Source organism: Mycolicibacterium sp. XJ879 (assembly GCF_053483935.1).
Genome location: NZ_JBEFTH010000005.1, coordinates 437,822 through 451,001, shown reverse-complemented (window position 1 = coordinate 451,001; position 13,180 = coordinate 437,822). Strand labels below are relative to the sequence as shown.

Genomic DNA, 13,180 nt, shown 5'->3' with positions numbered 1-13,180 from the left:
ATCGGAGCCGGAAGCAAGAACGACACGTGCGGCCGGTGTTGCAATTTAACTCCGAACGGCGACACCCGACGTCCAGCGGACGCCGTCGCCAACTGCGATTTCATTGACGGTGAACCCGGTCGCGGCGCCCAATTCCAGGGCTTCGGCCGGCAAATCGGGCTGTGTGCTCAGCGCCAACACCGACGGTCCCGCCCCAGAAAGCACCGCTGCAATGCCACAACGCCGTAGCGTCTGCAAGTATTCCGTGGATGCCGGCATGGCCACGGCGCGCTGCGGTTGGTGCAGCACGTCCTCGGTCGCCGCCATCAACAGATCGGGCCGCTCGGTGAGCGCGACCACCAGTAGGGCGGCGCGGCTGACGTTGAACCGGGCGTCGGTGTGGTCGACCCGGTCGGGCAGCAGGACGCGGGTTTCGGCGGTCGACGAACGCTGCCGCGGTATGGCGGTGAACAGGCGGATGTCGCGGTGCAGCCGTAGCGGCGCGGCGGCATAGCGTGTCGTGGGCCCGTCATGCTCGGTCCACGACACCACCCCGCCGCCGAGCACCGCAGCCGACGCGTTATCGGGATGGCCCTCGAACTCCGAGGACAGCTGTATCAACTGTCCTTCGGTCAGCGGTGTCGAACCTGCTTGGCTGACAAGGCCATTGACGGCCGCAAGGCCGCCGACCACCGCTGCGGCAGATGAGCCCAGCCCGCGCGAATGCGGAATGTCGTTGCGGCAGCGCACGATCATGCCGGGAACGGTGACGCCGGCCGCCCGTAGTCCGCGCTCGATCGCGCGCACCACCAAGTGCGATGCGTCCAGCGGCACCTGGCCGGAACCTTCACCCTCCACCTCAACGCTGAGCCCGGACGGGACTGTCTCCACGACGATCTCGTCGTACAGACCCAGTGCGACGCCCAGGCTGTCGAAACCGGGACCGAGGTTGGCGCTAGATGCGGCGACCACGGCGGTCGCCGTCAAACCGGCCGGCAGCGTCGGCATCACTGGCACGTCACCTGCTAAACCAGACCGAGCTTCTCGACCACGGCAACGGGGTCGACGGGTAGCGGCGTGACGGCCGGCATCCCTTTCAGCGCGGTGTCGGGGTCCTTGAGGCCGTTACCGGTGACCGTGCACACCACCGTGGAGCCCTTGGCCACCCAGCCATCCTCGACGGATTTGAGCAACCCGGCGATGCTGGCCGCGGAGGCGGGCTCGACGAAGACGCCCTCTGTGCGCGCCACCAAATGGTAGGCGGCCAGGATCTCTTCGTCGGTGGCGGCCAGGAAGCGGCCGCCGGACTGTTCCTGGGCCTCGACCGCGGTGGTCCACGAGGCCGGCGAGCCGATCCGGATCGCGGTGGCGATGGTCTCGGGGTTGCTCACCGGCGCGCCGTGCACCAGCGGCGCGGCGCCGGCAGCCTGGGTGCCCAGCATCCGAGGCAACCGGTCGGACAGGCCGTCGCGGTGATACTCGGTGTACCCCTTCCAGTACGCCGTGATGTTTCCGGCGTTGCCGACGGGCAGCGCGTGCACGTCCGGCGCGGTTCCCAGCGCGTCGGCGATCTCGAACGCCGCGGTCTTCTGCCCTTCGATGCGAAACGGGTTGACGGAGTTGACCAGCGAGACGGTCGGGAAGTCGTTGGTGACCTTGCGGGCGAGTTCCAGGCAGTCGTCGAAGTTGCCGTCGATCTGGATGATCTTGGCGCCGTGCATGACGGCTTGGGCGAGCTTGCCCATCGCGATCTTGCCCTGAGGCACCAGCACAGCACAGGTGATGCCCGCCCGTGCGGCGTAGGCGGCGGCCGACGCCGAGGTGTTGCCGGTGGACGCGCACAGCACCGCTTGTTGTCCGCGGGCCACCGCCTCGGTGACGGCCATCGTCATACCGCGGTCCTTGAACGAGCCGGTCGGGTTGAGCCCCTCAACCTTGAGATGCACGGTGCAGCCGGTGTATTCGGACAGCCTGGGTGCCGGCACCAGCGGGGTGCCGCCTTCGCGCAGCGTGATCGGGATCCAACCGTCCTGCACCGGAAGCCGGTCCCGGTAGGCGGCGATCAGCCCGGGCCAGGGCTGGTGCACGGCCGTGGGCGGTGCGCTACTCATTCGTGGTCCCTTCCATCCGGAGCACGCTGTTGATGCTCCGCACGACGTCGAGGTCGGCGAGGGCGGCGACCGTCTCCGACAGCGCCGCGTCGGTGGCCTGGTGGGTGACGACGACGATGCGGGCGCCGCAACGTTGACCGCCCTCGTCGACCATCCCCTCCTGGCGGACCTCGGCGATGCTCACCTCTCGCTTCGCGAATTCCGCTGCGACAGAGGACAATACGCCAGGCAGGTCGGAGACGTTCATGTTGACGTAGTAGCGGGTCGGGATGAAGCCGATCGGGGCGATCGGCAGCTTGGCGTATTTGGAATCGCGGGGTCCGCGGCCGCCCTGCACCCGGTTGCGCGCGGCCATCACGAGATCACCCATCACCGCAGACGCGGTAGGGGCTCCCCCGGCGCCCTGGCCGTAGAACATCAACTGGCCTGCGGCCTCGGCTTCCACGAACACCGCGTTGAAGGCGCCGTTGACGGTGGCCAGCGGGTGGTCCGACGGCACCAGCGCGGGATACACCCGGGCGGAAACCCGTTGTTTACCTTCGTCGGTGGTCAACCGCTCACAGATCGCGAGCAGTTTGATGGTGCAGCCAAGGGCACGCGCCGAGGCGAAGTCCGCCGGGCTGACCTTGGTGATGCCTTCGCGGTATACGTCGTCGGCACTGACGCGGGTGTGGAAGGCGATCGAGGCCAGTATCGCTGCCTTGGCAGCGGCGTCGTAGCCCTGGACGTCGGCGGTCGGGTCGGCTTCGGCATAGCCCAGCGCGACGGCGTCCGCGAGGGCGCTTTCGTAGTCGGCGCCGGTGCTGTCCATCTCGGAGAGGATGTAGTTGGTGGTGCCGTTGACGATGCCGGCCACCCGCAGCACGGTGTCGCCGGCCAGCGACTGGGTCAGCGGACGGATCACCGGGATCGCTCCTGCGACCGACGCTTCGAAATACAGGTCGACGTGGGCGTTTTCGGCCGCTTGGGCGAGTTCACCGGTCGACATCGCCATCAGCGCCTTGTTCGCGGTGACCACCGACTTGCGCTGTTCCAGCGCCGACAGGATGGCCTTGCGGGCGGGTTCGACCGGGCCCATCAACTCGACGACGACGTCGACGTCGTCGCGGGAGACGAGTTCTTCGATGTTGTCGGTGAGCATCTCCACCGGCACCCCCCGGTCGTCAGCCACCCGGCGGACGCCGACACCGCGCAGCACCAGCGGAGCACCGATGCGCGCGGCGAGGTCATCAGCGCTGTCCTCGATGATGCGCACCACCTGGCTGCCGACGTTGCCGAGTCCGAGGACCGCTACGCCGACTGGCTTTTCGTAGCTGCTCATCGCTTACCTCACTTCCAGGCTCAGTAGGTCCTCGACCGTTTCCCGGCGCAGGATCAGGCGTGCCCGCCCGTCGCGCACGGCTACCACGGCGGGGCGACCGATCAAGTTGTAGCGGCTAGACATCGAATAGCAATAGGCGCCGGTGGCCGCCACCCCGAGCAGGTCGCCGGGCGCAATGTCGTCGGGCACCCATGTATCGCGTACCACGATATCGCCGCTCTCGCAGTGCTTTCCGACGATTCGGGCGAGCGCAGGCGCGGTGTCGCCGACCCGGGACAGCAGCCGGGCATCGTATTCGGCGTCGTACAGCGACGTGCGGATGTTGTCGCTCATCCCGCCGTCGACGCTCACGTAGCGGCGGTAGCGGTCAGCGGCGACAGCGACGTCTTTGACCGTGCCCACTTGGTACAACGTGATGGTGCCGGGTCCGGCGATCGCCCGGCCGGGTTCGACGACCAGCCGCGGGGTCGGCAGCCCGACCGCCGCCGATTCGTCACGGACGATGGCGCTGAGCTTGGCGGCCAGTTCGGCCACCGGCGGTGGATCGTCGTGCGGCACATACGAGATCCCCAGGCCGCCGCCGAGGTCGACGGTCGACATCTGGGAGGTCTTGTCGACACCGAATTCGGCGACCACGTCACGCAGCAGCCCGATGACGCGGTGCGCGGCCAGTTCGAAGCCTGCGACGTCGAAGATCTGGGACCCGATGTGGCTGTGCAGGCCGACTAACCGCAGGTGGTCGGCGGCGAAGATTCGGCGCACCGCCTCCATCGCGGCGCCGGTCGCCAACGACAGGCCGAACTTCTGGTCCTCGTGTGCGGTGGAGATGAACTCGTGGGTGTGGGCTTCGACGCCGACAGTGACGCGCACCAGGACGTCCTGCACCACGCCCGCGGCACCGGCGATCTCGTCGAGGCGGTCGATCTCGATCATCGAGTCCACGACTACGTGACCAACGCCGGCCTTGACGGCGGCGGTCAGCTCGTCGATGGATTTGTTATTGCCGTGCAACGCGATTCGATCAGCGGGAAATCCGGCATGGAGGGCGACAGCGAGCTCACCACCGCTGGCCACGTCGAGCGCCAGACCTTCCTCGTCGACCCAGCGGGCGATCTCGGTGCACAAAAACGCCTTGGCGGCGTAGCGCACGTACTCTCCCCCGTCGAACGCATCGGCGATCTCGCGGCAGCGGGACCGGAAGTCGTCCTCGTCGACGACGAAGACTGGCGTTCCGAACTCGGCGGCAATGTCGGTGACCGGCACCCCGGCGATGGACACCACGCCGTCGTCGCCGCGAACAGCGTTACGCGGCCAGACGTTCGGCGCGAGCATCAACACCTCGCCGGCCGACTGCGGACGCGGCGGGGCGTCGCCGTGGTGTACCTCTTCGGCGTGGCGGGGTCCGGCGGGATGGGCGATCACATGCGCTCCGGTGCGGTGACGCCGAGGATGCCGAGGCCGTTGGCAACGACCTGGCGGGTGGCTTCGCACAGCGCCAGCCGGGCTCCGTGCAGTTCGTTGGGGGCTTCGTCGCCTTGCGGCAGAACGCGACAGGAGTCGTAGAACCGATGGTAGTCGCCGGCCAGATCCTCGAGGTAGCGCGATACCCGATGCGGTTCCCGAAGGGCCGCAGCGGTTTTCAGCACGCGTGGAAACTCGCCGATGTTGCGGATCAGGGTGCCTTCCTTTTCGTGGGTCAGCAGCTGCAGGCTCGAGGCGTCGGCGGAGACGCCGAGTTCGGCGGCGTTGCGCGCCAGCGCCGACAGCCGTGCGTGCGCGTATTGCACGTAGTAGACCGGGTTTTCGTTAGACGCCGAGGACCACAGCGCGAGGTCGATGTCGATCGGGCTGTCCACCGAAGACCGGATCAGCGAGTACCGGGCGGCGTCCACGCCGATAGCCTCCACCAGGTCGTCGAGGGTGATCACGGTGCCCGCGCGCTTGCTCATCCGCACCGGCTGGCCATCTCGGACCAGGTTGACCATCTGGCCGATGAGCACCTCGACGGTGGCGGGATCCTCACCTAGGGCCGCGGCGACGGCCTTGAGCCGGGCGATGTAGCCGTGGTGGTCGGCGCCGAGCATGTAGATGCACAGGTCGAAGCCGCGCTCACGCTTGTCGAGGTAGTAGGCGATATCGGCGGCGATGTAAGCCGGAGCACCGTCGCTCTTGATGACGACGCGGTCCTTGTCGTCGCCGTGGTCGGTGGTGCGCAACCAGACGGCGCCGTCTTTTTCGTAGATGCTGCCCGCCTCGCGGAGCTTGGCGACGGCTTGGTCGACCCGGCCGGAGGTGTGCATCGACTCTTCGTGGGTGTAGACGTCGAAGTCGGTGCCGAAGTCGTGCAGTGACTGTTTGATGTGGCTGAACATCAGGTCGACGCCGATCGCGCGGAAGGTCTCGCGCATCTGGTCGTCGGGCAGGCTCAGCGCGTCGGAATCCTTGGCGAGCACCTGCGCGGCGATTTCCTTGATGTAGTCGCCCGCGTAGCCGTCGTCGGGGGTGGGCTCTCCTTGGGCGGCCGCGATCAGCGAGCTGGTGAACCGGTCGATCTGGGCGCCGTGGTCGTTGAAGTAGTACTCGCGGGTGACGTCGGCGCCCTGGGTGGACAGCAGCCGGCCCAGCGCGTCGCCGACGGCTGCCCAGCGGGTGCCGCCGATGTGGATGGGCCCGGTGGGGTTGGCCGAGACGAACTCGAGGTTGATCCGCTGACCGGTCAGGGCGTCGGAGTGCCCGTAGCCGGATCCGGCGGCCAGCACGTTGTCGACGATCGCGTTCTGGGCGGATGCCTCCAGGCGCAGGTTGACGAACCCGGGCCCGGCGACGTCGGCGGCGGCGATACCGTCGCGCTCGGCCAGCGCGCCGGCCAGCCATTCGGCCAGCTCACGGGGGTTGACGCCGACCTTCTTGCCGAGTTGTAGGGCAATGTTGGTGGCGTAGTCGCCGTGGTCGGGGTTGCGCGGGCGCTCGACGGTGACGGTGACCGGCAGCGCCGACGCGTCCAGGCCACGCTCGGCCAGCACCGCGGTGGTGGTGGTCTTGAGTAGCTCGGCGAGGTCAGCGGGGGTCACGGGGGTCCATCCTATGGTCTGGGGTGGTCAGCCCCCGAATCCGTTTCCCGTCCCGCCGATGCGTTAGGCTGTGCAGGCCCAATTGGCGCAGCTCTTCGAGTGCGCCCCCGTAGCTCAGGGGATAGAGCGTCTGCCTCCGGAGCAGAAGGCCGCAGGTTCGAATCCTGCCGGGGGCACTCATCTGAACTGCGGAAACGCAGATTTTTGGCAACCTCGTGCCTCTCCCGGACCTCACACACTGCTCCGATTGAGCTGGGAGGCACGATGACGAACGATGACCGCGGGTTTGCGTATGGCGTGATGCAACTGCTGTTCTCAACAACCACGCCCGGCGGACACCCTGGCTCCGACGTGCTGTTGATGCGCCGCCCAGACGGCGTGTGGTTGCGGCTGCGCCAAGGCGCGGGCGACGACGAGGCCTATCTCGATGCTTTTCTCGACTTGGCGCATTGCGAGCAGCTCGCGGACCTACTCATGGACACCGTCTACACCGCCCAACTCGAGAACCTGCGCATCGAAGAGCGGCTACTGTCGCCGGGTCAGCCCACGGCAGCGCAGCGGGCCCTGATCGCGGAGTGTCCGTGGTGCGACGTGCTCGGGATGATCGATGGGGTCAACGGTCCAGAAACTTGCGGACACGCACCCGCTTGGGACGCCGGTTGAAATCTCCGGCACCCGGGCTTGGGCCGCTACTGCCACTGCGGCATATGGCGGGATGAGTCACTCCTGCCCCAACATTCACAATTGCATCGCGACCGCTCGGCGTGTCGCGGCTTCGACAAACGCCCTCGCGCTGCATGATGGCCTATTTGGGACTTTTTCGAAGACACGCTCGCGCAAACGCGGGCTATGTCGGATTCGCAGGTAAGCTTCTGCCCAACGGAAGCAAGGCCCCAGGCCCAAACGCCTGGGAGGCTTTGGAACCTGAGGCTTGCATCCTACGTGGTGGTAGACAGCCAAGCTATCAGGTCAGCTGGCGCCGGTCGATACGACTCGGCGCATTGTGACCAAAGCCTTTTCCTTGCTTGCGTTGTGGGCTGCGGTCGTCGCGAGGCTCGGCCCACGACCGACGGCGAGGAAGGAGGTATTGCGTCATGACCGCATCCACTGGTCAAACCTGTCCGGCGAGTGGTGTATGGCAGTCCTTGGACTACCCCAGCACCACCGCTCCGATCGCCAAGGGCAACCGGATGCCGCCGCACAACGGTAAAGCTGTGACTTGGCAGCTCATCCAGTACGCCTAGCGGCGGACGGGAGAGGCGGCACCACCCGGCAAGGTGGTGCCGCCTTCTCGAAACCAAACCTCGACCGACAAGGTGTGTATTTCCGTGACAGATCCGGATGACTATGGCGGCGCGCGGCCGCCGACTTTCTCCCAGCGATACGGATACGAAGATTATCCGACCGAGATCCAGTACGAAGACCTCGATGACCGCATCCGTACTGATCTTTGGAACTACATCTACGGGGCTTACATCAACACACGGTACGGTGTCGAACCTCTTGCTGTAGAGCGCATCTGGACAGAGTTCTACGCGCGCCCGGCCAATCATTTGCGAAATTTCGGGGAGTTGTTTACCGAGATGGAGCAGACCGTACGCGCTCGCGAGTGGAATAAGGTGTACGACCTCGTTCAATTTTTGGTTCAGGCCTCGCAGCGCGGCTGGTCCATCGCTAACGACTTCAATCGAATCCTCACCCGCAACCGTGCAGGGTGGCGGATCGTCGACGATCACCTCGTGCCGATCACAAATGATGCTGAACTGCAATCAATCTCCGAGGCGATCGGAGCTGCAATGACTCCTGCAGCCACTCACATCAAAAACGCGTTGTCTCTGATGGCGAACCGAGAGAACCCGAACTACGCCAAGTCCATCCAAGAGTCGATCCTTGCCGTTGAGGCGGCAGCGCAGGACTTGGCGGGGGTCAAGAAGCCTCTCGGTGACGCACTCGAAACCGCAAGGAGAAACGGTGACTTGGACGACGTGCATCCGGCCCTGATCGCAGGCTGGAAGAGTATCTATGGGTTCACAAGTCAGAGCGGCGGCATACGTCACGCCGCCCACGAGGGGACAGTGCAACCGACCCCAGAGCACGCCCAGTACTTCCTCGTCAGCTGCTCGGCTTTTGTGAATCTTCTGACTAGTCAGAAGGCCAGCTAGTAGAACATCTTCACGAATCGGCCGTCGGGATTGCACGTCGCTTCTGGACCTGTAGCCGAAATCCCAACCCGGGCGAGCGGCCGAGTTATCGACGGCACGTGTGAGAAAAACGGAGCAAGCATGACAAACTACCCGACCATCGAGATCACCAATCTCGGGAGCGGCAAGTGGCGCGCGTCAGCGGCGATCGACTCGTCCATCAACGTCAGCCATCTGCGGGACGCAGAGTCCGTCTCTTCGATCGCTCAGGGCGAGTTCATGGACTTCGAAGGGGAGCTGCGGGCCCAGCTCGACGAGCAGGAGCGGGTGCGTGACCGCAACATCCGAGTGACTGCGGCGTCGTTCAGAAATGAGCAAGACGACGAAGCCGTGGTGCACAGCACGCTTATCATCGAGTTCACGAAGTGCGACGCCACCGACCCGCAATGCAACGATGTCGTCGGCCTGATCGTAAAAGATGCAGTCGCTGAGCTGCGGGAAGCGTTGGCGAGGGACTTAGCGCAGTACGTGCAACGCTGAAAACTGCTGCGCGCGGCGAAACCCCAGACTCCGGCGGTAGTAGAGCAGCAATGCCTACCGCGGCCCCGCATGGCCCGGGGGGACCCCAACCCCCCTGGGCATGTCTGGCACCGACAAGCGCGGCACCGACGAGCTGTTTGCTCAACTCGCCGGGCCCGCCGTCAGCCACCGAACCACTGGTCGGCGTCGCCCGCGTTTCGCTGCGTCTCGCTGGTCCGATGGATCGAGCTGTTGCCTGACCACAAGTGTGCGAATGCGTCGCCCCACGGGGAATCGTCCGCGCACCAGATGGCTTGGTCGAAAGGCAAGCAGCCCGACAGGTTGGGGTGAGGGCGGTGCGAAGCAGTGTCGTGGAGCGCTGAGCCCGACGCGGGAGAAACGACCGGCTCAGGAGACACAGAGCGCACTCACGCTGTTCGCACCGCCTCACCGGCTTTACGGGGCGTCGCTGGTCAAGACCCGCACGACAGCGGCTTCGTGGGGCCAGGCGAACGCGACGCGCATCGTGACTCGAACTGCGACGCGGTCCGACGTGAAGAATGCGCTCGAGTCGAGCGCGACCTGCACGTCCTCGCGCAGCACGACGAAGCTCAGCGCTTTCGGAATGGCGTAGACCGTGCCGTTGTTCGGCGCGTCGGGCGAGACCACCAGCGGTACGCCGGCGATGACACGGCCGGCAGGCTTGGCCGGGTCAGGCTGGAGCAGTGGCTCATTCGAGCCCGTGCCCTTCTTCAGCTTCGCCAGGTCCAGTGCGGAGTCGGGGCTGGTGACAAACGAGGTCACCTGCGCGCCAACGCCTTCGGCCGCGGCGATAGCTTCGAGGAACGGGTCGATGTTGCCGTAACCGGCTGCGCCTGCGTAGACGTCGGTCGGAGCGATCGAACCCAAACCAGCCGGTCCGTTGACGGTGGTGTTCGCGAAGAACGCGGCGTCCACGCGACGGCGCAGCGAGTTGACGAGACGCTGCCCGATGACGGCGGTCGCCTGCGGGCTCGAGTCGTTGGCCAGCTCGTTGGAGATGACGGTCAAGCCTGCGACCTTCTTGGGCGTGACCAGCAGCTCCTCGACGTTGGCGTCGTCGGCTGGAATCTCAGCGCCCTCGGGTACCCATGCGGTGTCGGGATCGCCTGTGATGACGGGGAATCGGTACTGCGTGCTGGACGTGCGAGCAACGGTCGAGACCTGAAAAGCGGTGCTCTCCTTGGTCAGCGGCTCGACGATCAGCGCATTGACCTGCTCGGGCTTGAGCAGGCTCGCAGCATTCGTGGTGAGCTGCGTCATGATGAATAGCCTTTCGGGATAAGCGATTTCGCGCACGACGGTCGTCGGCGCGATTCCCGACTGCGGACTGCGACAGCCCTGCTCGTCGGTGCCTCATCCCGAGGCCCAGCTAGTGAGTCGATCGGCTGATACTGCGACAGTCCAGCCGACCGCTCACTGCTGATTATCGCAGGTTTATCCGGCACTCATTCCGCTCGATGCGACGTGAGCGCGCAACACTCCGGCGAAGTCCTTGGGCAGCTCATCGTCGGTCTTGCCGCTGCGTCCGTGGCCGACCACCGAATTGGGCTGCGGCTTGCGCGGCAGGCCCAGCTCGGCGCGGGCAGCTTCCACCGTCGCCAGCAGCAGCTCCGCATCGGGCAGGCCGTCGTCGTCGAGGCATTCGTTCAGCTCGTCGTCGCCGATGACGCGCAGCAGCGCCCGGCGCTTGTCGGCTGGTACCGCGGCGCGGTCCATCGCTGCGTCGATCAGCGACTCGCGGGCTCGCGCGACGGCAGCAGTCAGCTTCTCGTTGGCCACTTCGGCATCCTTGAGCTTCTGCCGTACCCCGCGCTTCTTCGAGGCCTGCTCGTCGCCCTGGGCGTCGTCGGGGTCGTCTACCGCGGCAGCACCTTCCGGTTCGTCCTGGGCGGTCTGGGAGCCCGTTTCGGGCGTTTCCGGCGTGTCGTGCTCGTCGGCGTCGTCGGTGACTTCGGTTGTCGTGTCGGTCGTGTCGATGAAAGCGGTCATGATCAGTTCTCCTGTTCGTCGATGGTGGGCGTGGTGATTTCGGGCGCGACCCGGATGACCTCCTCCTGCTGGTCCATCGCGCGAGTTATCGCGTCGACGCGGGCTTGCTCATGGGCCGAGACTTGCTGCGGCCAGCCGTGCTCGGTGATGGTCTGCAACTGGGGCCAGAACCGGGCGCGGACACCGGCCGAGGCCCAGTGGACGGCGGTCTTGAGCTGCGCCGGCAGCTCGAGCTCGATACCGCGCTCGGACGCCAGATGGGCCAGCAGTGTCCGCTCCGCGGCGGTCGCGGGCCGGAGGAAGTAGGTCAGCGCAGCACCGCGGTTGGCGTTGATTTCGCGGAGCCGTTCGCTGTCCGCAGCGAGTGTGCTGTCCTCGGCGTTCTGGAGGTCCGGCGGTAACCACTCGAAAACGAGGATGCCGCGCGGGTCCTTACCCTGAGCGGCCTTGATATGTTGCGGTCCAATGTTATTGGGTGCGGTCATGATGGTTGAATCTCCTTCTCTGACGGTTTCTTTCGTGCGATTTCGTTGGCGAGTTCTACCAGCACGGCTCGCGCGCGGTCGTCGTCGTTGCTGATGGACGGGTCGCCCACCAGTTCGGCGACGTACCGGATTAGTTGCACCGCAACGCCTATCGCGTGATAGGTGGCAATCAAGCCGTGACGCTCATGCAGGTCCTCAGCGAACGCGAGCGCGGTGTCGGGCTCGACCTCGCCCATATCGAGGACCGCGGACATCGCGATCTGCTCAACGCGCGACAGCCCTTCGCCCAGCGAGACGCTGAGCCGGGCTTGTCGCCACAGATGGGCAGCGCCGCTCTCGCCGGCGTAGTCCTCGGCCAGCTTCGCCGCGAGTTGGGCAGCGGTCGCCGGGGCATACCACGGTTCGTCGCCGGACCGCTCGACGACGGCGAACGCAGCGCCGAGCGGGTTGGCCGGATCGAAGTCCTTCGCAGCGTCGATCAGCGACAGCATGAGAGCTTTCGCAGCAGCGGAATAGTTCATGATCAGTGCCTCTCAGTGGTTCGGTTCGAAGGTGGTCTGGTGCTGCTCGACGAGCTGCACGACGGTCGCGCTCGCAGCTCGCTTCTGGGCCCGCCACCACGCGACGTGGTGCTTGTGGCAGAGCCCGCGGGCTTCGACCGGCTTCGCGCAGCCGTCGAGCAGGCACGGCGCGTAGTCGGTGAACTGTCCGGCTCGTCGGGCTCGCGTGTAGCAGACGTGACACAGGCCGCGAGCCTCGGCTGGTTCTCCGCAGGGGCAGTTCGCTCTCACAGTTCCTCACTCTCAGTTGCCTTCTGAGCCCCGACACGCCGATCAGGGCTGTAACCCCCCTCGGGCGAGGGCGTTTGGCCGTCTGGGACGGTCTGGGGCACGGTTGCGAGCACCCAGCGCGCAGGTAATCCGGGCAAGCGCTCCACTCCGACGCTGGGGCGAACGTGACGGAGGGTGTTGGGACTCAGGCCGTGGGCAGCTCCGGCACGCAGCACTTGCGCGACGGGCACCGGCTGGCCGTGGCCGAGATAGTCGACCAGCCAGACGCGAGCCCGGTCCGCGGCGGTCACAGTCGAGACGCGAACGCCCGGCGGTCGGATAATCCGGCCACCGACAGCGCCGTACGGCCGGCGGTGCTTGGGCAAACCGTCGACCCAGGTCCGGCACTGCTCGAGGACCGGGCAGTGCTGACACGTCGCGACAGCGCGAGCCAGTCGCGCCTCGCGCTCGGGGCCGGGCTCACGCTCGCGGTCGTAGTCCCACTCGGACGATCCGCGGCACAGCGCTCCACGCAGGTCCGGCGCGCTGCTGATCTGAGCGGTCCACGCGGCCAGCAGATCGGTCTCGGTCCGGCGGGTCGCGCGCAGCCGTTCGGCTTGGATCGGTCCGAGGTCAGCCTGTTGAGTCATGCCGACCACCCGCCCAGTTCGGCAATCAGTTCGGCAGGGCTGGGGCAGGCGAGCGGTCGGCAGTTCGGCGGCAGCCGGGTATATCCCTTTAGGGATACCCGG

At 66.3% G+C, this 13,180-nt stretch carries 14 protein-coding genes and 1 tRNA gene; 5 read left to right on the top strand and 10 right to left on the bottom strand.

The features are described 5' to 3' along the window. Window positions 1-45: 45 nt before the first annotated feature. From thrB to argS, 5 genes are read right to left on the bottom strand one after another with little or no spacing between them, the layout of a single operon-like run. Window positions 46-987, bottom strand: a complete 942-nt coding sequence (gene thrB / locus ABQF13_RS15040) for a homoserine kinase (protein ID WP_448393586.1) — start codon at window positions 985-987, stop codon at window positions 46-48. Between the two features lie 17 nt (window positions 988-1,004). Further along, window positions 1,005-2,090: a threonine synthase gene (gene thrC, locus ABQF13_RS15035; RefSeq protein WP_448393537.1), complete on the bottom strand. Its 1,086-nt coding sequence runs from the start codon at window positions 2,088-2,090 to the stop codon at window positions 1,005-1,007. After that, window positions 2,083-3,411, bottom strand: coding sequence for a homoserine dehydrogenase (locus ABQF13_RS15030; RefSeq protein ID WP_448393536.1), 1,329 nt, complete (start codon window positions 3,409-3,411; stop codon window positions 2,083-2,085). The genes thrC and ABQF13_RS15030 overlap by 8 nt, the downstream gene beginning before the upstream one ends. A gap of 3 nt (window positions 3,412-3,414) precedes the next feature. Then, entirely contained in the window at window positions 3,415-4,833 is a 1,419-nt protein-coding gene (gene lysA, locus ABQF13_RS15025) for a diaminopimelate decarboxylase (protein WP_448393535.1), read from the bottom strand. Continuing rightward, entirely contained in the window at window positions 4,830-6,482 is a 1,653-nt protein-coding gene (gene argS, locus ABQF13_RS15020; RefSeq protein ID WP_448393534.1) for an arginine--tRNA ligase, read from the bottom strand. Before argS ends, lysA begins: the two co-directional genes overlap by 4 nt. 103 nt (window positions 6,483-6,585) lie before the next feature. On the opposite strand from argS, the gene ABQF13_RS15015 reads away from it, so the two are divergent. The 5 genes from ABQF13_RS15015 to ABQF13_RS14995 all read left to right on the top strand — a co-directional run bounded on the left by ABQF13_RS15015 (window position 6,586) and on the right by ABQF13_RS14995 (window position 9,163). Beyond that, window positions 6,586-6,658, top strand: a tRNA-Arg gene (locus tag ABQF13_RS15015). An 88-nt stretch (window positions 6,659-6,746) separates the two neighbouring features. Beyond that, window positions 6,747-7,145, top strand: a complete 399-nt coding sequence (locus tag ABQF13_RS15010; RefSeq protein ID WP_448393533.1) for a hypothetical protein — start codon at window positions 6,747-6,749, stop codon at window positions 7,143-7,145. A gap of 431 nt (window positions 7,146-7,576) precedes the next feature. Then, entirely contained in the window at window positions 7,577-7,726 is a 150-nt protein-coding gene (locus ABQF13_RS15005; protein WP_448393532.1) for a hypothetical protein, read from the top strand. 84 nt (window positions 7,727-7,810) lie between these two features. Then, window positions 7,811-8,644: an AbiJ-NTD4 domain-containing protein gene (locus ABQF13_RS15000; protein ID WP_448393531.1), complete on the top strand. Its 834-nt coding sequence runs from the start codon at window positions 7,811-7,813 to the stop codon at window positions 8,642-8,644. A gap of 120 nt (window positions 8,645-8,764) precedes the next feature. Beyond that, window positions 8,765-9,163: a hypothetical protein gene (locus ABQF13_RS14995; RefSeq protein ID WP_448393530.1), complete on the top strand. Its 399-nt coding sequence runs from the start codon at window positions 8,765-8,767 to the stop codon at window positions 9,161-9,163. Between the two features lie 435 nt (window positions 9,164-9,598). On the opposite strand, the gene ABQF13_RS14990 is transcribed toward ABQF13_RS14995, so the two are convergent. The 5 genes from ABQF13_RS14990 to ABQF13_RS14970 form a co-directional block, all read right to left on the bottom strand. After that, on the bottom strand, window positions 9,599-10,444 hold the full coding sequence (locus ABQF13_RS14990) for a phage major capsid protein (protein WP_448393529.1): 846 nt from the start codon (window positions 10,442-10,444) through the stop codon (window positions 9,599-9,601). A gap of 174 nt (window positions 10,445-10,618) precedes the next feature. Next, window positions 10,619-11,173, bottom strand: coding sequence for a hypothetical protein (locus tag ABQF13_RS14985; RefSeq protein WP_448393528.1), 555 nt, complete (start codon window positions 11,171-11,173; stop codon window positions 10,619-10,621). Window positions 11,174-11,175: 2 nt separating this feature from the next. Further along, a complete protein-coding gene (locus tag ABQF13_RS14980; RefSeq protein ID WP_448393527.1) occupies window positions 11,176-11,658 on the bottom strand; it encodes a hypothetical protein in 483 nt (160 codons plus the stop codon). Next, window positions 11,655-12,149: a hypothetical protein gene (locus ABQF13_RS14975; protein WP_448393526.1), complete on the bottom strand. Its 495-nt coding sequence runs from the start codon at window positions 12,147-12,149 to the stop codon at window positions 11,655-11,657. Before ABQF13_RS14975 ends, ABQF13_RS14980 begins: the two co-directional genes overlap by 4 nt. Before the next feature lie 296 nt (window positions 12,150-12,445). Beyond that, the gene (locus ABQF13_RS14970) at window positions 12,446-13,078 is read right to left on the bottom strand and encodes a WhiB family transcriptional regulator (protein ID WP_448393525.1); all 633 of its coding nucleotides are present in this window, start codon (window positions 13,076-13,078) and stop codon (window positions 12,446-12,448) included. Between the last annotated feature and the right edge of the window lie 102 nt (window positions 13,079-13,180).

Bases quoted from the DNA above. Each gene is read 5' to 3' on its own strand.
- ABQF13_RS14990 (WP_448393529.1), bottom strand. From the start codon at position 10,444: ATGACGCAGCTCACCACGAATGCTGCGAGCCTGCTCAAGCCCGAGCAG.
- ABQF13_RS15010 (WP_448393533.1), top strand. From the start codon at position 6,747: ATGACGAACGATGACCGCGGGTTTGCGTATGGCGTGATGCAACTGCTG.
- ABQF13_RS14995 (WP_448393530.1), top strand. From the start codon at position 8,765: ATGACAAACTACCCGACCATCGAGATCACCAATCTCGGGAGCGGCAAG.
- ABQF13_RS14970 (WP_448393525.1), bottom strand. From the start codon at position 13,078: ATGACTCAACAGGCTGACCTCGGACCGATCCAAGCCGAACGGCTGCGC.
- ABQF13_RS15030 (WP_448393536.1), bottom strand. From the start codon at position 3,411: ATGAGCAGCTACGAAAAGCCAGTCGGCGTAGCGGTCCTCGGACTCGGC.
- thrC (WP_448393537.1), bottom strand. From the start codon at position 2,090: ATGAGTAGCGCACCGCCCACGGCCGTGCACCAGCCCTGGCCCGGGCTG.
- ABQF13_RS14980 (WP_448393527.1), bottom strand. From the start codon at position 11,658: ATGACCGCACCCAATAACATTGGACCGCAACATATCAAGGCCGCTCAG.
- ABQF13_RS14985 (WP_448393528.1), bottom strand. From the start codon at position 11,173: ATGACCGCTTTCATCGACACGACCGACACGACAACCGAAGTCACCGAC.
- ABQF13_RS15005 (WP_448393532.1), top strand. From the start codon at position 7,577: ATGACCGCATCCACTGGTCAAACCTGTCCGGCGAGTGGTGTATGGCAG.
- thrB (WP_448393586.1), bottom strand. From the start codon at position 987: ATGCCGACGCTGCCGGCCGGTTTGACGGCGACCGCCGTGGTCGCCGCA.
- ABQF13_RS14975 (WP_448393526.1), bottom strand. From the start codon at position 12,149: ATGCTGTCGCTGATCGACGCTGCGAAGGACTTCGATCCGGCCAACCCG.